23 protein-coding genes and 1 other annotated feature are annotated in these 25,483 nt (G+C 30.1%); of the genes, 2 read left to right on the top strand and 21 right to left on the bottom strand.

The genetic code is table 11. The features are described from left to right. Positions 1–49: 49 nt before the first annotated feature. The 11 genes from IY230_RS05365 to IY230_RS05315 all read right to left on the bottom strand — a co-directional run bounded on the left by IY230_RS05365 (position 50) and on the right by IY230_RS05315 (position 9,492). Positions 50–670: a M48 family metallopeptidase gene (locus IY230_RS05365; RefSeq protein ID WP_196370459.1), complete on the bottom strand. Its 621-nt coding sequence runs from the start codon at positions 668–670 to the stop codon at positions 50–52. Next, on the bottom strand, positions 670–1,239 hold the full coding sequence (locus IY230_RS05360; RefSeq protein ID WP_196370457.1) for an O-methyltransferase: 570 nt from the start codon (positions 1,237–1,239) through the stop codon (positions 670–672). The genes IY230_RS05365 and IY230_RS05360 overlap by 1 nt, the downstream gene beginning before the upstream one ends. Further along, the gene (locus IY230_RS05355; protein WP_012242848.1) at positions 1,220–1,486 is read right to left on the bottom strand and encodes a DUF1292 domain-containing protein; all 267 of its coding nucleotides are present in this window, start codon (positions 1,484–1,486) and stop codon (positions 1,220–1,222) included. Before IY230_RS05355 ends, IY230_RS05360 begins: the two co-directional genes overlap by 20 nt. Next, positions 1,483–1,905: a Holliday junction resolvase RuvX gene (gene ruvX / locus IY230_RS05350; protein ID WP_196370455.1), complete on the bottom strand. Its 423-nt coding sequence runs from the start codon at positions 1,903–1,905 to the stop codon at positions 1,483–1,485. The genes IY230_RS05355 and ruvX overlap by 4 nt, the downstream gene beginning before the upstream one ends. Position 1,906: 1 nt before the next feature. Beyond that, the gene (alaS, locus tag IY230_RS05345; protein ID WP_230852609.1) at positions 1,907–4,471 is read right to left on the bottom strand and encodes an alanine--tRNA ligase; all 2,565 of its coding nucleotides are present in this window, start codon (positions 4,469–4,471) and stop codon (positions 1,907–1,909) included. 52 nt (positions 4,472–4,523) lie between these two features. Beyond that, positions 4,524–4,713 (bottom strand) — a binding site (T-box leader). Between the two features lie 34 nt (positions 4,714–4,747). After that, positions 4,748–6,013 (bottom strand): hemolysin family protein, encoded by a 1,266-nt coding sequence (locus IY230_RS05340; RefSeq protein WP_196370453.1) that lies wholly within the window; start codon positions 6,011–6,013, stop codon positions 4,748–4,750. Positions 6,014–6,080: 67 nt separating this feature from the next. Then, positions 6,081–6,716: an HD domain-containing protein gene (locus IY230_RS05335; RefSeq protein WP_196370451.1), complete on the bottom strand. Its 636-nt coding sequence runs from the start codon at positions 6,714–6,716 to the stop codon at positions 6,081–6,083. Between the two features lie 98 nt (positions 6,717–6,814). Beyond that, complete coding sequence (locus tag IY230_RS05330) at positions 6,815–7,045, bottom strand: diguanylate cyclase domain-containing protein (RefSeq protein ID WP_196370449.1); 231 nt, start codon at positions 7,043–7,045, stop codon at positions 6,815–6,817. 48 nt (positions 7,046–7,093) lie between these two features. Then, the gene (locus IY230_RS05325; RefSeq protein ID WP_196370447.1) at positions 7,094–8,281 is read right to left on the bottom strand and encodes a cation:proton antiporter; all 1,188 of its coding nucleotides are present in this window, start codon (positions 8,279–8,281) and stop codon (positions 7,094–7,096) included. A gap of 29 nt (positions 8,282–8,310) precedes the next feature. Continuing rightward, positions 8,311–8,880: a chromate transporter gene (locus tag IY230_RS05320; protein ID WP_196370445.1), complete on the bottom strand. Its 570-nt coding sequence runs from the start codon at positions 8,878–8,880 to the stop codon at positions 8,311–8,313. Between the two features lie 45 nt (positions 8,881–8,925). Beyond that, positions 8,926–9,492: a chromate transporter gene (locus IY230_RS05315; RefSeq protein ID WP_196370443.1), complete on the bottom strand. Its 567-nt coding sequence runs from the start codon at positions 9,490–9,492 to the stop codon at positions 8,926–8,928. A gap of 197 nt (positions 9,493–9,689) precedes the next feature. On the opposite strand from IY230_RS05315, the gene IY230_RS05310 reads away from it, so the two are divergent. After that, the gene (locus tag IY230_RS05310; protein ID WP_196370441.1) at positions 9,690–10,235 is read left to right on the top strand and encodes a DUF1836 domain-containing protein; all 546 of its coding nucleotides are present in this window, start codon (positions 9,690–9,692) and stop codon (positions 10,233–10,235) included. Positions 10,236–10,248: 13 nt separating this feature from the next. After that, a complete protein-coding gene (locus IY230_RS05305; protein WP_196370439.1) occupies positions 10,249–11,100 on the top strand; it encodes a DegV family protein in 852 nt (283 codons plus the stop codon). 45 nt (positions 11,101–11,145) lie between these two features. Here IY230_RS05305 and rsmH read toward each other — a convergent pair whose 3' ends face one another. The 10 genes from rsmH to IY230_RS05255 form a co-directional block, all read right to left on the bottom strand. Further along, positions 11,146–12,180: a 16S rRNA (cytosine(1402)-N(4))-methyltransferase RsmH gene (gene rsmH, locus IY230_RS05300; protein ID WP_196370437.1), complete on the bottom strand. Its 1,035-nt coding sequence runs from the start codon at positions 12,178–12,180 to the stop codon at positions 11,146–11,148. Positions 12,181–12,325: 145 nt separating this feature from the next. Further along, positions 12,326–13,684 carry a dicarboxylate/amino acid:cation symporter gene (locus tag IY230_RS05295; RefSeq protein ID WP_196370435.1) on the bottom strand — a complete coding sequence of 453 codons (1,359 nt, stop codon included), beginning with the start codon at positions 13,682–13,684 and terminating at the stop codon, positions 12,326–12,328. Between the two features lie 134 nt (positions 13,685–13,818). After that, positions 13,819–14,379: an NUDIX domain-containing protein gene (locus tag IY230_RS05290; RefSeq protein WP_196370433.1), complete on the bottom strand. Its 561-nt coding sequence runs from the start codon at positions 14,377–14,379 to the stop codon at positions 13,819–13,821. 89 nt (positions 14,380–14,468) lie between these two features. After that, positions 14,469–14,762, bottom strand: a complete 294-nt coding sequence (locus IY230_RS05285) for a hypothetical protein (protein ID WP_196370431.1) — start codon at positions 14,760–14,762, stop codon at positions 14,469–14,471. A 26-nt stretch (positions 14,763–14,788) separates the two neighbouring features. Continuing rightward, positions 14,789–15,421 carry a hypothetical protein gene (locus IY230_RS05280; RefSeq protein ID WP_196370429.1) on the bottom strand — a complete coding sequence of 211 codons (633 nt, stop codon included), beginning with the start codon at positions 15,419–15,421 and terminating at the stop codon, positions 14,789–14,791. Positions 15,422–15,815: 394 nt separating this feature from the next. Continuing rightward, a complete protein-coding gene (locus IY230_RS05275; protein WP_196370427.1) occupies positions 15,816–17,861 on the bottom strand; it encodes a pectate lyase-like adhesive domain-containing protein in 2,046 nt (681 codons plus the stop codon). Between the two features lie 5 nt (positions 17,862–17,866). Next, a complete protein-coding gene (locus tag IY230_RS05270) occupies positions 17,867–19,630 on the bottom strand; it encodes a hypothetical protein (protein WP_196370425.1) in 1,764 nt (587 codons plus the stop codon). Further along, a complete protein-coding gene (locus IY230_RS05265; RefSeq protein WP_196370423.1) occupies positions 19,627–21,279 on the bottom strand; it encodes a hypothetical protein in 1,653 nt (550 codons plus the stop codon). Before IY230_RS05265 ends, IY230_RS05270 begins: the two co-directional genes overlap by 4 nt. Then, positions 21,239–21,985, bottom strand: a complete 747-nt coding sequence (locus IY230_RS05260; protein WP_196370421.1) for an ABC transporter ATP-binding protein — start codon at positions 21,983–21,985, stop codon at positions 21,239–21,241. Before IY230_RS05260 ends, IY230_RS05265 begins: the two co-directional genes overlap by 41 nt. Continuing rightward, the coding region (locus tag IY230_RS05255; protein WP_196370419.1) for an Ig-like domain-containing protein at positions 21,986–25,483 on the bottom strand (3,498 nt) is incomplete at its 5' end.

Raw genomic sequence — 25,483 nt, 5'->3', positions numbered from 1 at the left:
GATGTATATCTCCTTAATTTCTTGTTATATTATATCATAAATTGACTATCTAAAATGTAATAACATATTTTCTTAAATCCTTTTGAATCACTTTATGGTTTTCCATAAGTACATCAAGCAATTTATAAAACGCGCTTGAGTGATTTGCTTCTATTAAATGACAGTACTCATGTAAAAGTACATAATACAAATAGATAGGATCTACTTTGGCTAAAAATGCATTAATTGTTATTTCTTTTTTAATAATTTGGCATGAACCAAATTTTGATTTTAACAACTTAACCTTGGTGGGTTTAAGTGTTAAATTCAGTTTAGATAGGTCGTTTATTAGTTGCGATTCAAATATTTTTATTTGAGCAAATGTTTTATTAATCAGTATTTTTTCATAGTTTTTTTGAGTGTTTTCTAACCCATCAAAGAATGCTTCTTCACTGAGTTTACTGCCCCATAACTGAAACTTTTCAGTTGTCTGACGTCTTTTCTTCGTTTGATAACCTACCAATTTATTAAAATGACTGTCTAATATACTTAGTACTTGTTTTTTATTCATTTTGCGATTAGCTGATATCAAAAAATAATCATCTTTTTTTCTAAAATATACATGTTTAATCGTTTTAAAAATAATCTTATATTGAATTGTTTGATTATTCTTAGTATATTGTTCAATCATTATTTTAACTTGGACACTGTAAGCCCATCTCCGATATCTAAAAAAGTTGTTTCAAAAGTATCATTTTCTTTTAAAAAAGTTTTAAATTTTTCTAACTTTTTAAGTAACCCTTTTGTACTCCTATTTTTAACCGTTTCTATCTTTAAATTATGGAAGTTAATATTATCACAAACAATACTCCCTCCTGGATTTAATAATGCACTGTATTTTTTAAATAGTGTTTCATATTGAGATTTAGCTGCATCTATAAAGATGAGATCATATGTAGATTCTAATCCATCAAATGTTAATGCGTCTTCTGCATAAAGTGTGACATTGGCATCCAGTAGACTAATCCACTCTAAAGCCTCTTCATAACGGACTCTATCTCTTTCGATGGTATCTACATGTGTAGTCTCACTTGAGAAAGAAACTGCACTATATCCATAGGCAGTTCCAATTTCTAATATAGATGTGATGTTGTTATTTTGAATATAGTTTTTGATAAAGTTTAATGCATCATCTTGAATAATTGGAATATTTTTTGACAGTGCATAAGACTTTAAATCACTAATCTTCCAGTTCTTCATCTTCTAAATCTTTTTCATATTGGTTAAACACGTTTTCAACTAAATCCCATTCAGCTTCGGTTTCAATATCCATTAATTGACCAATGCCTTCACCTTGTGTTGGTTCAAAACGAGCAGCTGAAACTTCTTCAGTTTCATCAAACTCAAATACGACATAGTTTTTACCTTCTTCTTCGAAAGTAAATAAAATAGTTGCTTTTTCTTCTTTATCACCAGTAATGATGATTAATTCGTTATCTTTTTTCATAATGTATTCCCCCTGGAATTTAAGTAGTTTTGTAAGATCACTTGTGCTGCGACCTCGTCTTTTAGGTTGCGTTGCTTATCATACTTCTTATTACTATCTGATAAGATTCTTAATGCTGTTTTTGTAGATAAACGTTCATCCCATAAGATGACTTGAATGTTACTTTTTGATTCTAATAATGTTTTAAAATCAATAGCCATTTGACCTTTTAAACCAATATCATTGTTCATGTGTTTAGGTAAACCTAATACAACACAGTCAATTTTATATTGATTAATGAGTTTAAGAAGTTGTTCTACAGCATCTTCATAATCCTCGCTTTTAAATCGAATAGTGGTTAAATTACTTGCGATGATACCTGATTCAGATATCGCTACGCCAAGTGATTTTTCACCTAAATCGAGTCCAAAATATTTCAAATTAATTTTTACCTTTCAAAAGCATTTTTACCTTGTCTAGTGCCTGTGTACCACCTTGAGCAAAATCAGGTTTACCACCACCACGACCATCAAGTACTTTGTTTAACTCATTAATAACGTTTCTTGCTTCATTTACTGATGATTTAACTAAATAACTTGCCTTGTCTTCAGAGATGTTTAATAAGACAACAGTATCTACCTTTATTTTATCATATAAGACATCAATGAGTGGTTTTAATGATGACTGCGGTAGGTTTTCAGTATAAATATAGGTAGTTGGTTCAATTGTTTCAGGTATAAATGTATCTGCTTGTAGAATAATTTGATCAATTAATTTAGCTTCTAGTTGTTTTTCAACGACTTTAGATTCATTTGATATATAGTGATTATACACTCTTAGATTGATGATATCTTGATAAGATCCAGTTAATTCTGGTAATGGATTTAAATCATGATTTTCATCAAGTGATTTAATCTTTTCAATATGTTGATGAATCATTTCAAGTAAATTTTGAGCTATTTTTTTAACTTGTGATAATACTTGACCAGTAATTGCTTCAAATCTGTAAGTACCTGAACCAATAGATTCTACTGAAGTAATCATAAAGTTTTTGATGTCTGATGTGTTTTTAACATGTGTGCCACCACAAAACTCCATACTCCAAGATCCTACATCGACTACTCTAACAATATCACCATATTTTTCACCAAATTGCATAGCTGCACCTAATTTTTTAGCCTCATCAATTGGTAAAACGCGCGTTACTACATCAATTTGTTCTTTTATTTTTTGTTGAACAATTTTTTCTACTACTAAAATTTCATCATCTTTGATAGTTTCATAATGGTTGATATCAAATGTTAGTTTTAAATCACCATTATAAGAACCTTGTTGTTTCACGTGACTTCCTAACGTATCTTTTAAGGCTTGATTAAGTAAGTGTGTCGCTGTATGATTTTTCATTATGTGTTGGCGCTTATCTTGATTGACAATACATAATACTTCATCACCTTCAGTAAATGCATCTGTTTCAATTAAGTGTAGATGTTGACCATGTGGTAATTTGATGACATCTCTAACAACTAAACCATTAATAGACCCTGTATCAGATATTTGACCACCACTATTTGCATAAAATGGTGTTTTATCTAATACAATACCTTGATCAAATACTTTGATGACTTTACTTTCTGTTTGTAGGTAGTCATAACCTACAAATTCGCTTGGTAGATCAAAGTTTAATAAAGCCTCATCTTGACCCTTCATAGAGTGTGTTACTTTTCTAGCATCTCTACTTCGTGATTTTTGAACTTCAAGTGCTTCGTTAAATCCTTCAATATCTACAGTGATACCGTGTTCTTCTGCATATTCAATCGTTAATTCGATCGGGAAGCCATATGTATCATAAAGTTTAAATGCATCCTCACCACTTAACTTACCATCTTTAATGGATTGAAGTAAGTGTTTTTCACCATCTAGGATGGTTGAAAAGAATTTTTCTTCTTCTTTTAAAATAATTTTCTTAACAATGACTGCAGTTTCTTTTAAGTTTGTGTAGAAGTTTGACATCATATCAACAACTGTATCTACTAGTAAATGCAAGAACGGTGCATCAAAACCAATAGATTTACCGTACTTAACCGCACGGCGTAGAATACGACGTAATACATAACCTCTACCTTCGTTTGAAAGGTTCGCACCATCAGAGATTGCAAATACTAAAGTTTTAATGTGGTCAGAGATCACTTTAAATGCCATTTGCCCATCGTATTTTACACCACTTAAAGACTCTACTTTAAGAATAACTGGATAGTGTAGGTCTGTTTCAAAGTTTGTCTTTGTACCTTGTAGTACACAAGCAAATCTTTCTAAACCAGCACCCGTATCAATATTCTTATTTGGTAGTTCTTTATATTCAGATCTCTTAAGTTTAGGATCTGCATTGTATTGTGAGAATACAATATTCCAAATTTCTATATAACGCTCATTTTCAATATCATCACGGATAAGTTCAGGACCTCTTAAATCATAAGATATGCCTCTATCAAAAAAGATTTCCGTATCTGGACCCGATGGACCAGCACCAATTTCCCAGAAGTTACCTTCAACAGGGATTAAATGATCTTCTTTGACACCCAACTCTAACCAAGTATTTTTAGCCTCTAGATCGGTTGGATAATAAGTCATATACAGTTTATCTAATGGTATATCAAAGTATTTCGGACTCGTTAAAAGTTCAAAACCAAATTCTATAGCTTCTTTTTTAAAGTAATCACCAATACTGAAATTCCCCATCATCTCAAAAAATGTATGGTGCCTTGCAGTTTTCCCAACATTATCAATATCATTTGTTCTAATACTTTTTTGGATGTTTGTAATACGTTTTGATTTTGGTGTTTCTGTACCATCAAAATATTTCTTTAATGGAGCCACACCCGCATTAATCCATAAAAGTGTAGGGTCATCTACAGGAATTAATGATGCGGAAGGCTCAATAATATGCCCCTTATCTTTAAAAAAGTTTAACCAAGTTTGTCTAATTTGTTCGCTTGTCATATATTTCATAGTTCTATTTTTCCTTTCAAAAATAATAAAGTCCTTAAAAGATATAAAATCTTCTAAGGACGAAAAATTCGCGGTACCACCTTAGTTCACATAATTATGTGCACTCATGTTCAAATCCGTTATAGCCGGAAATACTTTTGCTCCTAAGACAGCTTTCATTAAACCTAATTATCACCTTTCACCATCCAGTGATTCTCTTCTAAAATTAGTACTTAATTACTCATCTTAATCATTGCATATTCATTGTATCAAATAATGATTCATTTGACTATACTATTATTCATTATTTTCCAAATCATGTGAAATTTGTTCTTCTTTTTCAATCGTAATTTGGACTAAATCGATGCGTTTACCGTCCATTTTAACAATTTCAAAGGTATACGGCTTAACTACATAGGTTTTGCCCTCAAGAGGTAGTGTGCCTAATTTTTCTACAACCCAACCATTGACTGTAAGCACATTCGGCTCTTCTTTAGAACCTATAATATCTAAGAAATCTTCAATACTACTATTACCTAAAACGAGGTATTGATTATCATTCATCTTCTTAACTGCTTCAATGATATCATCATGTTCATCCCAAATATCTCCAACAAGTTCTTCAAGTATATCCTCAAGTGTTAAGATACCAGCTGTTCCGCCGTAGTCATCAATGACTACAGCCATATGAGATTTAGACTGTTGAAGTTCTAATAATAGATCTTTTACTTTTTTAGTTTTGGGTATAAATAAAACATCTTTAATAATTTCTTTAATATCAAAACCTTCTGTTAAAACCATAAAGAAATCTTTATAGTTCATGACACCTATGATATGGTCAATATTTTCTTCATATACAGGTATTCTTGAATATCCAGATTCTTTGAAGACTTTAAATATATCTTCATGGTTTGCAGCTGTTGAAACAGCTACAACATCAATTCTCGGTGTATAAATATCCACTGCTTCTAAGTCAGCAAACTCAATTGCACTACGTATTAATGTACCACTTGATTCATCAATAGCGCCTGATTCTTGTACCTCATCAACAATCATGATGAGTTCATCTTCACTTAAGTGAGCTTTACTGTTTGGTTTAACAATATAAGATAGTACTTTCTTCCATACCTTGAAGAAAAAATTAACTGGAAGTAATACAAATTCAAGGACATTTACAATCGGTGCTGCAAACATTGCAAATTTATTTGGATATTCTTTAGCAATACTTTTTGGAGTAACTTCACCAAATATTAAGATGATTACTGTAAATACAAGTGTCGATAGTGTCGCACCTAAATCATTACCAAATGATTTGACAAACAGTAAAGTCGCAAGTGATGCACCTAAAATATTTGCGATATTGTTACCAATTAAAATAGTTGACAAAAATACATCATAATTACTGTTGAGTTTAATTACTAGTTTTGCTCTTTTATTTCCATTCTCTGCTAAATTCTTCATTCGAAGATTATGATAGGTAGCAAAAGCCACTTCAGTTGCTGAGAAAAATGCAGATATAATAATTGTTACTATGATTAATATGTACATCGTGCCATCATTCATTTTTTATAAATACGCTCCTTTTAAGTACTTTTTTTATATGTTTAAACATGGATTTATTATATCCATGTTATTTTCTTATTGTATTAAATATGTGTTTTGCTTTTTTATATAATTCATCTTCATCATCAATTATGGCTCTTAATTTAGACAGTTGTGTTTCATTTTGTTCTGTCTTAAGCCAAAGTTTTAGGTAACCACCATGACCATACTTATCTATAAGATGCGCTTTTACACCCTCATAAATCGCATCGAAATCCTCACTATTTGAACCACTTAATCTAAACTGAATGGTTCTTAATATGATTTGGTCAGGATCGATTAATCTATCTGCTTCACTAATAATCTTACCATAAATAGTTCTTGGTGCATCATCATTGGATGCTCTATGATCTTCAACTGCTTGTTTCATGATTACAATTTCATCTGTGGTAAAGTAGTTTTGGATGAATGCATCATCTTTTAAGATCTTACCACCATCTATATGGTGTGTTTTTCTATTCACAAGTAATCCAATATCATGAAATACCGCAACAACATAAATCATTTGAATGTTCACATCATAATCTTTGGCTATAATAAGCGATTTTTCTATAACATCAAAGACATGATTTGGTTGATGTGCCAAATCAAGTAGTTTATATTTAGGTATAATATTCCTCTCACAATATTCAATTAATAACGGGTCTATATTTTGAAGCATCATTATAATATCTTGTCCCTTGATTAGATTAAAGATATTGTATCATTTTTATTGCTAAATAGAAATAAAAAAGGCTATATAAAGTATATAACCTTTAAATTTCACACATAAAGTGTGATGTTTCCTTTACCTTTTTGTTTGGATTCATACATGCATTTATCCCCGAGGTTTAGTAACCTGTGGTAGTCTTTATTTTCATCTGTAATTTTTACAATACCAATAGATACACTTATGCCAAGTTCCTTGGTCATATTATTTAGGTTTTCTATGTCTTTTACTAAATTATTAGCTCTTTCTATTATCGACTTATCATCATGTTCATAACAGTACACAGCAAACTTATAAATGAAAGGCTTTTATATTTATACATAACTGATTATCTACAAAACCGATTTGAATAATAACTTTTTATACATATTATCCATGAGTATAGCACCTAATGGTGCAGTAATCAATATGGCTAGAACAGCCATAGTAAGCACTAAATTACCAACAGTTAAGCCTTCAGTTAATGCGATTGCACCAATCGATGCTTGAACTGTCGCTTTTGGTATGTAACTTATCATTGAAAATATTTTTTCTTTAGTATTTAGATTGGTAAATAATAAGGATACATACACGCCTATCATTCTAAATACCAGTGCAATCATTAAAACAATAATTGGCATAAATCCAGCACTAATCGCGTAATTTACGTCTACAGAAATACCCACTAAAACAAATAGTAAAATCTCAAAGAATAACCATAACTTTTGATAACCTTCTTCTAAGTCATGTGCAATCGTTCTATTTTTAAATAATATGACCATACCGGTAGTTACAATACTAATTAAAGCGGAAAATGAAATCATATCTTGAATAAGTATTTCTAAACCTATAAGGATAAAAGATACAGAAAGTAAAATCAGTATATTTGATAGTATTGTTTTGGTGTGTTTTTCAAAAATCTTAACCATAACGAGTCCCACACCAATGCCAATAATTGCACCTAATATAATAGATATTGGTATTTGAAGCATAGACCAAGTATTTAATGTATTTCCTTTAAGTAATCCAAGAAATGCATAAAACAATACAATAACAAAGATATCATCCGCTGAAGATCCTGCCATAATAAGCTCTGGTATATTTTTATTTGTACCATAATTTGTTTTACTATATTTGATCATCCTTGGAATGATGACAGCAGGAGATACTGCTGCAACGACTGAACCAATGAGTAGTGCTTCAACATAGCTAACACCCAAAAGCATTGGTGCAAAGATTGTGATTGCCACAATCTCAAATACAGCAGGTACAAAGCACATGAGGATTGCAGGTCGACCTATCTTCTTCAAATTATCAATATTAAGTGATAAACCTGAACGTGTAAGTATAATCACTAAAGCTATTTGACGTAAATATCCCGAAATTTCTAAAATAGCACCATCTATGCTATTTAAAAAAGATGGACCCAAGAGGATACCTACTATAATCATACCTATTATTTTGGGTAATCTTAATTTTTCAAATAATATACCAGCTAAGAATCCCGTGATTAAAATAATACCTAAACTTAATAATGCCATATAATCTCCTTAACAAAACATCTAAATAACTAAACTATAAAACCTAATAACATCGAAAGTAAAATAATGATTGGCGCAGGCACTTTTTTTGATAACAGCAATAATGTTGAAACCACTACAACAGCGTATATCTTATAGTCTACTTCTAACTTAAGTAATTGGTTAATCGCTGTCATTACTATCAAACTGGCTGCAGTAATACTTACTCCAGTTAAGAAGTGTTTCATCAAAGGCATCCTTCTTGAAGCCTTCCATAAAGGAAATATGAAAAACACTAATAATATACCCGGCAAGAAAATACTAAACCCACCAATCATGCCTGCTACAAAACTATGACTACTACCATCAAATGATCTTGCAGATACAAATGAAGCAAAACTAAATAGCGGACCAGGTATTGCCTGATCGATTGCATAACCTGCTAAAAAGTCATTTAAAGAGATAATAGATTGATTATTCACCAAATCAGTAATCATCAGTGGGACAACAATTTGTCCACCTCCAATCACAGAATATCCATATCTATAAAATGAGGTATAGATATTTAAGATAGAATTATCAAGTGTTTGACTTAAAATCTCATTGACTAGTGCTAGCACTACAACAATTATTAGTATAAGCCATTTTGGTTTATATTCAAGTTTTTATGTACGTTTGTCACTAATTTTTAAAACTACATAACTTAAGCCTCCCAGTATCAGTAATAACGGTACTATCCATATAGATTGATTTGCAAATAATACACCTAATACAAGCATGACAACATATAAAATAATATCTATTTTAAATTTTAGTACTTTTTTAGATAAGGTAATTGCAGCATATATAATAAATGAAACTGCTGCGGCAGATAGATAGATAAGTACCGGTTCCCATGCATGATTTGTAGCGATAAACGTAAAAAACATACCGATTAAGGTCATGACTATTATTGCAGGTAATGCCCACACTAGAAAAGTTAAGATTGCCAGTAATTTACCACCAACATAATAACCGATGGCTGTAATCGTTTGTCTACTACTCGGACCTGGGACTAGTGCATATAACCCTATCATTTCCGTAAGTTCTTCTTCGCTAATGTATTTTTTCTTATTAACTAATATGGAAGAAAATACACCATAGTGAGCTTCAGGTCCACCATATGATCCTATTGAACATAAAAAAACATCCCATAAAAATATATACCATTTAACTTTATGTGAATTATCCATATATCATCCTCAAAGTTATCTATCTTAGCTTAAACATATATTCATTATACAAAAAGGTTCATCTATTAAAATACCAATGGCATTAATTTATGTATTTTTTACATTAGATATACTTTAATATAGAAATTGAAGCAATGTTGTTGTTAAAGTCTTTAAAACGTGGTAACCTAGTTATTATAACTAGATAGAGGTGTTTAATGGATTTTGAAATTAAAGCATGGATAGACAAAATAGAGCTTATAAAGTTACCACGTTGGGAAGAACTTCCTGACATTGAACTATACTCAGAACAAGTCATAAACTATGTGAACCAACACTTAGATTATATATTTATCGATCACGAAGATATCAAAGATAGTTTTGTTACAGCTTCAATGATAAATAACTATGTAAAACATAAAATTATGACACCACCCATAAAGAAAAAATATAAAAGATCTCACATCGCATTTATTATTACTATTACTATACTTAAACAAGTAGGTAGCTTAAATGATGTACATAAGGGTATCGCTTATTTAACTTCTGTCTATGGTAAAGTCGATGCTTATAATTTATTTATTGACTTTTTAGAACAGTCACTACAATCAGCTGTGAGTGAACTAAAAGGAAAACCTAATATAACTTATTATTCTAAACCTGTTTCAATTGATTTGCTACCGCTTAAAACAGCTACCATAGCATTTTCTTCTATCATGCTATCTAGCTACCTATTTTCAAAACTTGATATCAAAAATTCATAAAGGAGTTTCAAACATGAAACAAAACATCGCAATACTTGCAGATTCAGGATCTGACATTAACATAGATTCAACCAATAAGCCATTATATATACTTCCATTAAGAATTATTATTGATGGTAAAGAATATATTGATAAAAAAGAAATTTCATTAAAAGAAGTCTTAAGTCACATCGATCATAAAAAAGTAACTACTTCTCTACCAAGTCCAAAAGACATTGAAGGTACTTTTGACCAAATTAAAAAAGACGGGTTCACACATGTTATTTGTATCCCGATTTCAAAAGGCTTGAGTGGTACAATGAATATCATTAGACAAATTGCCGAAGATTATGAAGGTTTAACTATCGAACTTATTGATACCAAAAACATTAGTATGGCAAGTGGTTATAGTTCATTAGATGCACTTCAAATGATTGAAGAAGGTAAATCCTTTGAAGACATCGTGCATACAATAAACCATAACTTAACAAACAGGAAAGTGTTTTTCACAGTTGATAAACTTGTTTACCTAAAAAAAGGGGGACGTATTGGTTTAGTATCTGCAACAGTTGCTGATTTATTAAAAATAAAACCAGTAATAACATGTAATGATGAAGGTATCTACTATACAGTTAAAAAACAAAGAGGCTATCAAAAAGCTGTTAATGAATTAATTCATCAAGTTGCCCAATTTGTTAAAGACAGTAAAAGTTATGATGTTTCATTAATGAATAGTGACTCTAAACTAGACTTAGAAGTTTTCACATCAAAAATCAAAGAAGCTCTACCACATATCAGAAACTTCACTATATCCAATATTACTCCAGCATTAGCAATCCACACTGGTCCAGAAGCGCTTGGCATAGCAGTTTCAATTCATTCGTAAAATATAACGGTCACCATATCCATATGATATAGTGACCGTTTTTTATTAACCTTTAATAGCAATCCTTAGTTTGGCAGATCTTGCTCTTGGATTATTAAATACTTCTTCTTTACTTGGCAATATTGGACCTTCTGTCATACTAAATAGACCATCATTTAAATATTGCTTAAACGCCTTTTTAACTAGCCTATCCTCACCAGAGTGAAACGATAAAATGGCCACTTTACCACCAGGATTTAATTTACTCGGTAATTTGTCAAGCATCTCAAATAATACTTCATATTCACTGTTAACATCAATTCTTAATGCTTGAAAAGTTCTACTCGATGCTTTTTTTAGTTCTTCTTCATATACTTTTTTCGAAACCTTTTGTAGTGCTGATGCAATAACATGGTGTAAATCCAATGTAGTTTGAATGTACTTACCTTGTATTTTTGCTTTTGTAATTTCTTTAGCTATTTCTTTTGCATAAATTTCATCAGCGTTTTCAATTAACATATGTTCAATTTCTATTTCACTCATCTCAAGTAATCTTACATAAGCAGGGATACCAACTTCCGGATTCATTCTTAGGTCTAAAGGACCTTCTTCTCTAAATGTAAAGCCTCTTTCCGGATTATCAATTTGCATAGAAGATACACCTAAATCAGCTAAAATAAAATCAAAGCCTTCAATATCAATTTCATCAAAATCCTTAAAATTTAATTGATGAAGCGTAAAGTTATCTTTACTAAAACCGTAACTTTCTAGTCTAGCTCTTGTTTTTGGTAGTTCAATAGGGTCTTGATCAATTCCATGTAAGTGTCCTGTGTGATTTAGTTTTTTTAATATTTCTTTACTATGTCCACCAAATCCAGTAGTCAAGTCAATCCCTACTTGCCCCGGTTTAATATCAAAAAAATCTAATATTTCATCAACCATAATAGAACGATGCATACCTGCAGGTGTATTACCCTTTTTTATAACCTTTTGAACAGTTTCATTATACTTTTCGGGGTTTTTTTCTTTGTATTTTTCATTATATTTTTTAGGATATAGACCACTATATCTTTTTCTTCTTACGCGTTTATTTTCTTCCATATTAGAGCACCTCTAAATACTATAACAAATAACACCAAATTAAACAAACTAAAATATGTTTTATTACTTTCTTACCTTCCAATTCTTTCACACTTTAAAAAAATAATCGATTACATGTTATAATCGATTATTTCATGGATTCTAACTATTCACTTAATACAACTTCTTCTTTATTGTTTAAGATGTCATAATTTAATTCATTTTCTGTTTTGGCAACGATAGTTGCTGCAACACCAGCACCAGTAACATTAATTAGTGTACGTCCCATATCAATTAGAGGATCTACTGCAATAACTAAAGCAATACCATCAATTGGTAAGCCCAGAGCTGATAAAACTACTGCTGCAGCAATGGTTGCAATACCTGGAACACCAGCTATTCCTATTGCTGAAATGGTTGTGATCACTAAAAGTAATATGAACTCTACTGGTCCTATAGGAATACCATAAGCATTTGCTGTTAATACTGCTACCATCGCTGGGAAAATCCCTCCACAAGCATTCATACCTATATTAGCACTTAATGGTCCAACAAAGTTTGCAATACGATCAGATACCCCGACACGTTTTGTTAAGGACTCCATAGTAACTGGTAAGGTACCATAACTACTTTGAGAGGTAAACGCTAAAAACATTGCAGGAGAGAATTTTTGAACAAACTTGATTGGTGATACTTTCATAATCTTTAGTAAAAGCATTTGAACAAATATAAAATGAAAGATTAATGCGCCATATATTAACGCAATATATAAACCTAGTTGTTTCAATGTTTCTATATTACTTCTACCCACAGCATAAGCCATAAATGAAAATACCGCATAAGGTGTTAATTTAATAACAAACTTTGTTACTCTTGTCATAATAGTATTTAGTGAATTATTAAAGTCAATAAAAGCCTTAGTGCGCTCTGGATGTCTTACATTTTCAACAATGATTGCCACTGAAACAAATAATGCAAGCACAATTACGGGTAATGCAACATTACCAGATAAAGCTGCACCAATATTGTTAGGGAAGAAATTTAAGATAACTGTTTCTATTGGCGTAATTTCTCTTACATATTCACCAATTGGTTCAAAATTACTACCCAATCCTGGTATATATGCAAATAAGAATCCAATAGCCGCACCAATAGTTGTTGTTATAAGTAACCAGAAGAAAGACTTAATACCAATGCTCTTTAGTTTTTGCATTGTCTCAAGTGATGTAAAACTCTTTATTACAGCCGTTAAAACAAGAGGTACAACAACCATTTGGATTAATCTTAAATAAAGTTGTCCAATCGGTCTTATTGTTGCAACAATTGTTGTTTCTTGACCATTAATGGTAGTTGTAGTTGGACCAAATAAAAATCCTACTAGTATGCCTAGAGTCATCCCAATGATCACTCTTAAACTAAATTTTAACTTTTTCTTACCTGTAAAGAAAATAAGCGCTATGACTACTAATGTAGTTAAGTACAGTACGCCTTTTTGCCATGAATCTATTAAATAATTATCAAACATGTGTATCCCTCTTTCACTAATTATTTCGATATAGAAATATATTACTATACAGTTTCCTTAAGCTCCAATAAAAGGCATTTTAAAAGCAGTTAGATATTAACTGCTTTATGTATTCGTGTTAAATATTGTGATTTTTACTTATTAAGTGTTTTTATATAAGAAAGTAATTTCTGGTAGATATATATCATACGCTCTTCAGTAACATGATTTAGAACATCATCTAAATCAAACCACTTAACACCACTATTCTCATCAGCCTTTATAACTAGTTTCTCATCTTCATCAGCTATAAGTAAATAGGTCAAATTCATATGAATGTGGTCACCCACATATACACCCCGTTTTATATGGTTATGAACTAAGATGTTATCTAATGCCACAGGTTCATGAAACAGTGGCCTAACTTTCTTAACTCCTGTTTCTTCTGTTACCTCTTCTAATAATACTTCTAAAAAATCAGGATTACCGTCATTATGTCCACCAATCCAGCCCCAAGATTTATATATAAGGTGGTTAGCAAATAATACTTTATCTAATGTTTTATTTAAAACAATTGCCGAATTTGAAAAATGAGCAATAAGGTTTGTCCTAAATAGTGCATCATCATTATTTCTAGCAAATTCTAACATTGCCTTTTTATCTATTGCTTCTTGTTCATTTTTGGGTTGATAGTTTTCTATTGTCTTAATATGCATCTGTATTTTCTCAATTCTTTACTTGGTATATAGTATAAATATAGCATAAATTCATCAAGTTATCAACGAAGCAATGGTGCACACTTGTTTTATTTAGGCATCTCAATAATAATCTTTCCCATCACTTTTGCATCTTTAAAATCTATATAAGCATCTTTAATATGAGCTGACAAATAGATACTTCCGATAAATTGATGTAGCTTATTATCTTCAACAAGTTCCTTAATTTTCTTTAAAGTCTTAGGCGTTGATTTACTCATGATACTTATAGCCTTTTTGCCTCTAAATATTGCATAATAAAGCCCTTTAAACATTGCATCATTAATTTGCCTGAAATCTCCGCCAATAATAGCAAGCTTACCTTTTTCCTTCAGGACTTTCATATAGCTTTTAATTGGTTGATATCCGTTTACTGCAATATTACGTCATATTTATCGTTTTCTAATTTAAAATCAGGAACATTGTAGTCCATAATACTCATAGGTTTGAGTTTAGATAAATAACTATGGTGTCTCTTACTTGCGACAAGTGTTACTTTATAACCCTCGTAAGTAAGTATTTGAGATAAAGTATATCCTACTGCACCTGATGCACCATACGCTAATATATGATCAATCTTTTTGAGCTTAACTTTATCTATGGCTATGAGAGAGGTAGAAGCACACATAGGTAAACCGGCAACTTCTTTTAAATCCATATTATTTGGTGTATGATATATACTTTTTTGATTTGCCTTCGCATACTCTGCATAACCGCCGAACTTTTGAACTGACAAGTCACCAAATACTTTATCCCCTATATTAAAGTTTGTAACTTTAGATCCTAATGAGCACGTTGACAAATGTCCTGCATCTCCTACTGAAATATACGGTGAATGGTAAGTATGAGTGTGATTTCTAATAACTCTTATATCTCCAATGACTACTCTACCACGATTATTGTCATTTTGAACTTGATTTGTTTCAACTATGAATCTAAATGCTTTTGACAGAAAATCAATCTCGGAGAAATAGTTGATTAAAACATCTTTATCTTGAAACATTGTCCTTGCATCAAACTCCCTTAGTGGAATCCAAATACCATTAGTATCCATTGATGTTAGTATAGTTTAGTAGACACAAAGAGTAAGAATCCTTCTTATGATAAGATATAAGGATGGTTGGTTCACATGTCCTACATGTGGAAAAGATGGATTAAGTGTCATTGAAGATTACGATAGATTTAAAACTATATTCAAATAGAAATTAAATTTATATCCAACCCTCGTGGAAGGGTTATTTTGGCTATGGTAAACCATAGAAATACGTGATATAGAATTTCTTAATTAACAAAAAAAGAACCGGATTTCCGGTTCTTTCGTTTTCATGAAACCCTAAGAATTTCCATAGCTTGATTTACTCAAACCCTAAAATATTCTAAAGAGCCTTAATTTTTACTTATTCAGTTATTGTAATAAATACACTACCTAAATAGAATTCATCACTAATATATATTTTAATTTTATATTGACCTGGTTCAGTAGGTAGTTTAGGCTCTACTTGATTATCAACATTTAATTCTTTTGTATTTGAATAAACTAGTTTATCTAAACCATAAACAACTTCATCAGTTTCACCAACAATATAATATGTGTTTAAGACTTCATCTTCCAAATCTGTTATTTCAAGTGTACCAAATTCTTTAAACATTGAAATATACATCTTAACAAACATTAAGCCTTCCGCATTAGAAATCTCAAGTCCTAAGAATCCAATATCAACATTAATACCAATTCCAAATAAGTCTAAGAACTCACCTGATTGATACTCGGTTTTTTCTTGGTCATAAATTTCCCAAGTTACCGGATCACCTTGATTATCCCATCTTCTAATTGTAATTTGTCCAGCTGGAAGTGCAAAGTAATCAAAACCTGTAGCAATTACTTCAACTCCTTCTCTAGAACTCTTACCACTACCAATTGGTAAGAATAATGGGTCTTCAGAATTATATTTAAATTCACCAATTAATTCTAAACTTGCCTTTTTTGATGTTCCACTTGAATCATTATCAATTCTAATTCCTACAAGTCCACCACTAATAAATTCAATGTTATTTACAACAACTTCTGATTTATTAATGTATACACCTGATCCAAAATCACCAGATAAGAAATCATTAGGATTACTTCCGCCACCAAGTTCATCTACTTTAATATCTTCTAAGTAACCATTATCAACTCTTGTAAACATTAAGTTATATCTATTAGCTCTTACTATTGTCATATTTGATAAATAAACATTATTAGATGTAACACTAATAAATATAGAGATTTCTTTACTTGATAATGTATGACCATTTCCGTAAATAGTTACTGGATATTTTAGGTTTAGTGAGTCAACTTCATTAGTATATTCAATATCATTTGTTAAAATTAACGCTTCTGTTTTTTTACTTAACTCAGTTAACATTTCAGTTTCATTTGAAACTTCTACCCCGTTAATAATTAATAACGGATCAGTTTTAAGTGGCACTATTAAATCATCTGCCGGATTAAATACTACTTGATATAAATACCCACCCAAAGTAGCATCTTCATGTGTGAATGTTAAACCTGTATGAATTAGTTTTTCACCATTTAAATACCATTCGTATTCACCTTCGCCAACTAAACCTTCATCTAGGGGATTAACTTTTAAAACGCGATTAGTAATTCCATCATTTGTACTTAAGACCTTTTCGTCTTCAGTACTTAATTCAAACTGGCCGTATCCAACATTAATATGAGTTGAATTACTAATATATCTATTAGCATCTTGTGAAATACCTTCACCGGTTTGAAGGAATACAATGTATGAGCCTGGCTTATCAAACTTATAAGTAAAGTTAGTATTACCAATACCACCTAAATTTTCTAAATCATCAACTTCAAACTCACGATATATTTCTGGTTCGCCTGATGTTTGTTTTTGAATTACCCATTTAATGACACTATGTTTTAAATTACCAGTAATTCTTCCTGTAAATTCAACTTCATTATTATCACCTAATTTTACTGAAATTCGGTGATTAGCATCATCAATGCTATTAGTAACTAAAATATTAGTTGCAGTTTTAATAACTCTTATTAATGAATCTGCTTCTAATGTTTTAGCTCTTTCTTCAAAAACAAACTTAACTTCAACTCTAACATTAATATCACCAGGTGAATTAACTATTTGAGTAATATTAGTTTTATTAGAATGCTCTTCAATTAATTGGTTTCTAATAAACCAATTAATTTCAACATCTTCCATATTAATGTTATTTTCAGTAAATTGTTTAAAAACAATTTCGAAACTAACATCCTCTAAATCTTCATTTTCTTCATATGCTTGCGTTAACTCACCCTCTACTTTTAACTCAATCGAAGGTTCTTTTGCTTTGTTGTAATCATCAGTAATCTCTTCACATGCAACAAGTACAAATGAAAACATAATCAATAAACTTAATACTATTTTACGCATTACAATCACTCCTTATAATATTTTGGATTTAATAAATATATAACAAATGGATGGGTTCCACCCACAATACCAACTTCAATCATTCCTTTAGGAACTCTTTCCTTCATAATTAAATCATCTATGGTAGAATCATTTTCAAAGTTAATTTCACTTCTATTTCTCCCACCACCTCGTAACATAATTACAGGGTTAACATAATAATTCTTTCCTTCTTTATAGTAAACATCACTATATTGTTCGGATTTTAACTCATTCATAATATAGCCGAAGTTATTTGCACTTAAAGCGCCAGTTGCATCATCTAAGTTACGCCATGAAGTTGATGTAATTGCTTGAATTCCTTCTTTTTCAATTAAATTAATCTTACTTCCTGGATTACTATTACGATTATTTTGAACTAAAACGCCAATTGCGGTATAACCAATGTTTAATCTTGAAATATTAACTTCTGTAGCCCATGAATATGTTGCTGTATGTTGGTGGTTATCAATTTCAAGAGATGCAAAATATGCACCAATTAAGTTAATCTTATCTAAATCAAATAAAGTCATATCATCTTCTAGACTATTAATTTTTCCTCTAACTGATAAATTATAACGGCCATTTTCAATAATTACATCATTAACTACCATATATTTATCGTTAGTTCCTTGAGCATCCATTCCAACATTAACAATATTTTCATATGGTTGTTGGTTTTCATCAAGAGCACCTATTATGTGAACTTGATGTAAACCACTATTATGGCCAATAAATGTAATAGCTTTTTTACCTACATTTAATACCTTGCCATTTTCATCTCTTTCATTATACTCTAAAAGATTACTATGGTCAATTTGAAAGTAATTTCCATAAAGATTAGTCCCATTTCTAAAAACAATTGTTTTATTAAGTTTAATATGATTTAATAAAAACAAATTAGCCCCAGTACTATTATTAGCGAATAGGTCATCTTCATTATATATATTATAACCATTTTTAACATTAAACTCATATTTAACTAACTTATTAATTAATATTTCAATTGTCATCATCCCTTCAAATGTTTGACTATTTGAAGCAATTGTAATTTCTCCCCTACCATAATCAGTATCGCTAATCTTTAGATTAGATAGTCTTCCTCTAGTTGAATTAAATTGAAGAATTTTTGCATTTTCCCTTAACGCTTCATTAATTAATGTTTCATCTTCAGATGAAGCATTAATTGCACGTTTAGGAAAATAAGTAAATCCTACCACTATCTCATTTTTATTACCAAATAAATAATCCTCATTAGTTTTATTATAGTCTAAGACAACCCCTTGAATTTCAGTTGGATCAGCATTACTATCTAAAACCATAATATCGCTATTAATACGGTAATTACCATCTTTGGTAATTATCGTAAGTCTTGTAAAACCAATATTATTAGTTTTTACATTTAAATTAACTCTACCATTTTGAATGAATAATGTCTCACCTGATATTTCAATAATATGATCAGGTAAATTATTATAAACAATTGTTTCACCTTGATTATAATCAACAATTAAGTAGTCATTTTCATCTCTAATTTCAAATGACATATTACGAGCGTTAGCTGGTAATATTTGAAATTCTAAATTATGAGTTGTTCCAACATCATTATCAGCAATATCAGATCCTTCGATCATTTCAATACCTTCAACTGCTAGCGGTACATAATATGCAATTACACTAGAAGTTAAAGTAACGATTGTAAAAATGATAATTGGGAAAGATAGTAAGAATAAAATTAAAATCTTTTTCATTTATTATTAGCCACCTTTCTAATTCTTATTATACTTATAATCATATAAATAAGTAGAATCAATACAATTGCACCATATAATAAATAATTAATTTTATTTGCATCTAATTTAATAACAAAAAGTCCGAAAAATTCAAAAACTCTTTGAGATAAAAATAACTTTCTAATAAACGGTGTAACACTAAAGACTACTCCTACTATAATCGCTAAGAAAAGACCTACAAACAATGTTTTATACATATTTAAACCCTCTTCAAAGCCACCTTCATTACTTGTTAGTTGGGGATTTTCATAATCAGATGTGACTAATGTCAGTGTATATCCCGTAGAAAAGATAATACTTAATATAAATATTACAATTCCTTCCATTAGAGTTATATATTGCATACTAGTGACAATAGTTATCGTAACTATTGTCATTAAGAAATTCAATATATAACCAAATCCAATTTTAGCAAACAATTGATGAATAATCTTTACTGGAATAATTTTAGTAATATAATGCGCTTCTTTTTCTCTACTAATAATCATCCCTTGAAAACTATTAGTAAGTAAGATAAATACTAAAACAGTTAGTAATGTAATACCAGGAACTATTTCTCTACCTACTGTTGCCTCTCCTGCTCTATATGTTAGTCTAATTGTTAAAAAGATAAAGATTGGCATTAAAACATTTAAAACAACAGCCTGGAAAGCATAATCAGGATTTCTAGTTAAAGTAATCAATTCTTTTTTAAAGATTGCTATAACTGGTTTATTTAATTTTATATCTTTTTTTATTTCAACATCAATTCTTTCATTCTCTTTATTCAAAGCTTTAAAATAAAAATATTTCAATAAGAAATAAACGCCTATCATTAATGCCCCTAAAACTAATACTAAGATTAATAAGCTTTGAATAAACGATTGATTCATTAATAAATTATAAAACAATGAACTTATATAAAGATTATTTGTCGATGCTCTTAAATTTTCAATTATTAATGGATCAATTATTGGTGATGATGATGCACTAGTTAAATCAATGAAATTTAGGACAACATTAATAAACTGGATATAGACAATAAAGAATGCACCAATAACAATTGTAATACTTGCAATTAGTAAAAACTTGTTTTTTCTAATGTATCCCATAATAAATGAAACTGGTATTGATAGTAGACTTGCAAGAATTAATGATAAAAACGGAATAATAATGGCAATTATTATTAATCTAAAAAAATAAAAAATTGTAATATCAGTTTCTACAAACCCGTATATTCCCGCAGTAGCAAATAAAAAGACGAATGAGATTAATAATTGTCTTAAATAGATATAAATAATCTTAGATAAAAATATTTTTTCTTTTTCTATTGGTAATTTTAAATAAATATGATTATCTTTTGATTGATATAATTGCTTAATTATATTAAATACTTCATAGATTGTTAAAACACCTAAAAGAATAAAAAATACCGTTTTTAAATAAACATCAGGTAATCTTAATCTTGCAAATGTTTGTGTTAATAAAAGTAAAATATAGCCAAAAATTCCTAAGATTAATACTGATAGTATCCCTAACAGTATTAATCCTAAGATATTTTTAGTATTTATATTATTTAATCTCGGTTTACTTCTTTTGAAGTGATTCTTTATTAACGTTATTACCATATCTATCCACTATTTCTTTAAAATGTTTATCAATAATTGCAATATCTTCAGGTTTTTCAAATAACGCTTTAATCTCACCGTGATCGATAATTGCAACCCGCTCGCATAGTTCTTTAACTAATGCCATAATATGTGAAGAAAAAATAATTGTATTACCGTCTTTTGCATACTCTTTCATAAAAGCCATAATTTCATCCATTGAAAAAGTATCAAGCCCTACTAGTGGTTCATCCAATATCCAAAGCTTTGGATAATGGATGATTCCACCCATAATAGCTATCTTTTGTTTCATCCCATGAGAATATGCTTTAATAACCGTATTTAATGCATGTTCCATATTAAACATCTCTGCAAACCGATTAATTCTTATCTTTCTTAATTCCTCAGATACCTTATAGACATCTGCCATAAAGTTTATATATTCAAGACCTGTTAGTTCTTCAAAAGTTGCGTGATTATCAGGAATATATCCAAGGGATTGTTTCGCATTTAAAGGATCTTTTTCAATATCAAATCCATTAATTAAAATTGTTCCTTCTTCAAATGTTTGAATACCTGTTGCACATTTAAATGTTGTTGATTTCCCAGCACCGTTTAAGCCTAAAAACCCGAATATTTCTCCGGGTTTAAGGCTTAAACTAATATTATTTACTGCAGGTTTTTTAGTACCTTTGTAAGTTTTAGTTAAGTTTGTAATTTCGAGCATTTAATCGTCCTCTCCAGGTGGATTGTTATCACTGAATAAGATATCTAGAATTATTTCTAAATCTTGACTTCCTATATGTAACACAGTGTAATAAAACTCTTCAACTAATGGTATATCATCAATTAAATCTTGTCTACCTGAATCAATAATAATTTGTTTAATTTCTTCAAAGGTTTTACCTATCATTAATTCCTCTAAATCATCATATATAGTTGTCTCTGATGGATAAATATATCCACTTACTTCGACTCCAAATCTTCTTGTAAATCCTTCTTGTAGTTCTGGCGCTGTAAATGCTAATTCTACTGCATCTTTATAACTTAACGATACATATTGATTGTCAGAGTCATTAACAACTAATGAATATACATTTAATCCATTATTTAACATTGCTGATTCTAGTGTCATTGCACCATAAGAAAACTCAATATTTTCAGAATAATCAACAGCTACGCTATCAATTATATAGTGTGCTTTACCTGGCAATTGTAGTCTTACATTTAATTCTTCGGTGTTAATTCCTTCTAAGTCTAATACAAGCAAGAATTCTTCTAGTAAGTATGATCCTCTTTGAATTGAGCCTTTATAAATCCATTTGTTACCATCCCAAACTTCTACATTTACTAATAATGAATCAAATAAGTTTTTAACTACTTGTGCATCATCTGAGTTGTTCATTAAGATTTGATCAAACCACCATAAATTACGATGTGCATTAAATGAACTCAACAATTGACTATAAATTTCAGTTGTGTTTTTACCATTGCTAATACTATTATCTTGTAAACTAATCATAAATTTGGCGTTGTTGGTGTTTGGTCTATTAAATGTCATGTAGTAATAAGCTAATAAATCTTGAGAATTTTCTACTAGCGTTGCATAATTACCATCTTTTGCCAACACTTGATCTAAGTAAGATATTCCTTTATGATCAGTAAATGTATTTGGAGTTATTCTTTCCTTAATACTATATGGATTTCCATAAACATCGATAAAGAAATCTATAATTTCGTTATTTTCTTCATAATCAAAATAGAATAAATTAGCTCCATTTAACATGGTTATGGATGTGCCTTCTTCAATTACTTGAATATAGTATTTTCCATCAATGTCTTCCAACAATCTTAGCGTTCCATATGTTGATGATTCTAATACTTTTAACATTGAAAGTGAAATTGGTTCGTGTTCGAAATGAAGGTTTCCAGCTGAGTCTACAGAGTATAAGAATGGACTACTACTACTACTTTTAGTCACTTTTACTGATTTTTCATCTTTTGTATCTGGATATTTATCAAGACTTGCTACCAATTTAATAGTCTTATTATCATTTGTTGCCTTATATGTGTGTGCAACTTGACCAAATTGATTAGTTATTCCAGAGCCTTTTAGGGTTGTACCTTCCATAAAATTAACTTTTAAATTAGCTATACTATTACCCCCAACATCTTTTACCGTTGCTGTAAATATAATATCACCAGCTCCAGTTTGTGATTCTTTATTTGACTCAAGCATTATATTTATGTCATTTTCACTCAAGTATTTTGCATATAGATGCAATTCATCTTCAAATGTTGCTAAATTTACATATGGAATTGTTAGTTCTTCGTCAACAAACCATCCAGAAAATACTTTTGAATCATGTTCTGGTATATATATTGATTGATTTGGGTCAAAATTAAATAAATCAATATGAAGTTCATTAGGTACTCCTGTGCCTCCGTTTAAATGGAAATATATTAGTGCTTCAGAATTATCTAACGTCCAAGTATTACCACCATCAGACACTGTATATATTCCTTTAGGCAAATTACTAATATCGTTTTCTTGTGCATCAAGTAATTTATAAGTTTTATCAATCTTTTGTGCAGATACAGATAATCCTGATCCAGTAATAGAAATTAATTCTTTAATTGTAATTTGATTTGTTGAACTTGGCATTAATATGACTTTTGCATTTTCATTCGTTCTAAAAGTACCTGAGATTTTACCTTGGACAATTATTGTTCCATTTACAATTACTTGAGAAGAATCATTTGGTCCATACATAATGTTTGGTTCCAATCTATAGGTGCTTTTTAAAGTGGAATTACTGCTTCCATAACCATAATGACCAGCACTGTTATTATATTGATAATCTCCTTCAAGTGTAGTAAATACAGCACCATTTTTACCTAGCGTTACAATTGAACTATTATCAACGTATATTGATGATCCTGGCAATAATGCTATTACTGAATTAACTACCATATTGGAATTATTTAAGACTTTAACACTGAAATTACCAGGTAGTGGTAAATACTTGTCTTTAGTACTCATATTAATGTTGACGGTGATAATGTTAACATATTTTATAGGGACTTCAATATTATTGAAAGATACTTCAGCATTATTAAGTTCTAATTCTATCGTTCCACTGCTTTCACTAAAATATTTAGTTACTTTGCCTGAAAGTAATTGTAACATATAATCAGTAGACGCACCTATAACTTTAACATCTATAAACTCATTAAAACCCTCAATAGATGTGTAAGCTACACCATAATAATCAACACCAGATGCAAACTCTATTGTGCTTATAATATGATTCAAGCCATATTGATTAAAAGGTAATACATCTTCATATGTCACTCGCGCCACATTTCCGCCTGGGAAATTATTGATAATCATAGTTTCATAAACCTTTGAGTTTTCTTCAGCAAATATATGACCACCATGAATGAATCCTAAAACACTCAACGTTGCACTCGCTCTAATATTGATAATCGCATTTCCAATAAGTTCTAACTCTGAATACTCAGATCCTACGACATGACCGGATTGTGGTTGTGAATATCCTATTTTAGCGTTTACTATTAGTTCTCCAAAAACATCAAGCACAACATCTTCCATTGAAAGCTTGATAAATGGTCCTTGAGTACGATTGATTCGCCCACTAGTACCACCCTTAATTCTGCTTGTCTCATGACTACTGTTTGCAGGCAATAATAACGTAACACCCATTTTAACATCCTGTGTATTGCCGCCATATACCTCTTGAGCCACTTCGCTTGATGCAAATGCAGTATTAAATGCTACAACAACTGTGCCACTCCTCGCAACTGCCAAAGCATCTTCAATCGTATACCATATGTTATTATATAATACCGATTTTAATTTAATTGTAATATCTGTATGATCTATTTCTTCTTCGTATATTCCTTCAAAGTTACTACTCTCTATAGCTTTGATTGAACTTCTTACAATAAATGTGCTTGCTCCGTTAGTTAAATCAAGGCTAGTAATAGATTGGCTTAAGTTCGTAAAGTTATAATGTAATATGTCTACTTCACTATCAGAAATTGTCTGACCATTAAATTTAAGTACTATATTAGAATTAACATCTTCTAATGACCATGTTTTATTATTGTTGTTGTGAATTACTTCTATTAAACTATTTGATATTTCAATAGTTATGTCGTTGATATCAGCTTTTTTAATTTCAAATTCTATTTCTACTAA

Origin of the sequence: Acholeplasma laidlawii, from assembly GCF_015709225.1 — a bacterium.
In the GTDB taxonomy this organism is placed as follows: domain Bacteria; phylum Bacillota_I; class Bacilli_A; order Acholeplasmatales; family Acholeplasmataceae; genus Acholeplasma; species Acholeplasma laidlawii_A.
Note: the sequence above shows the minus strand (reverse complement) of the source record. Positions and strands in the feature narration are given on the sequence as shown.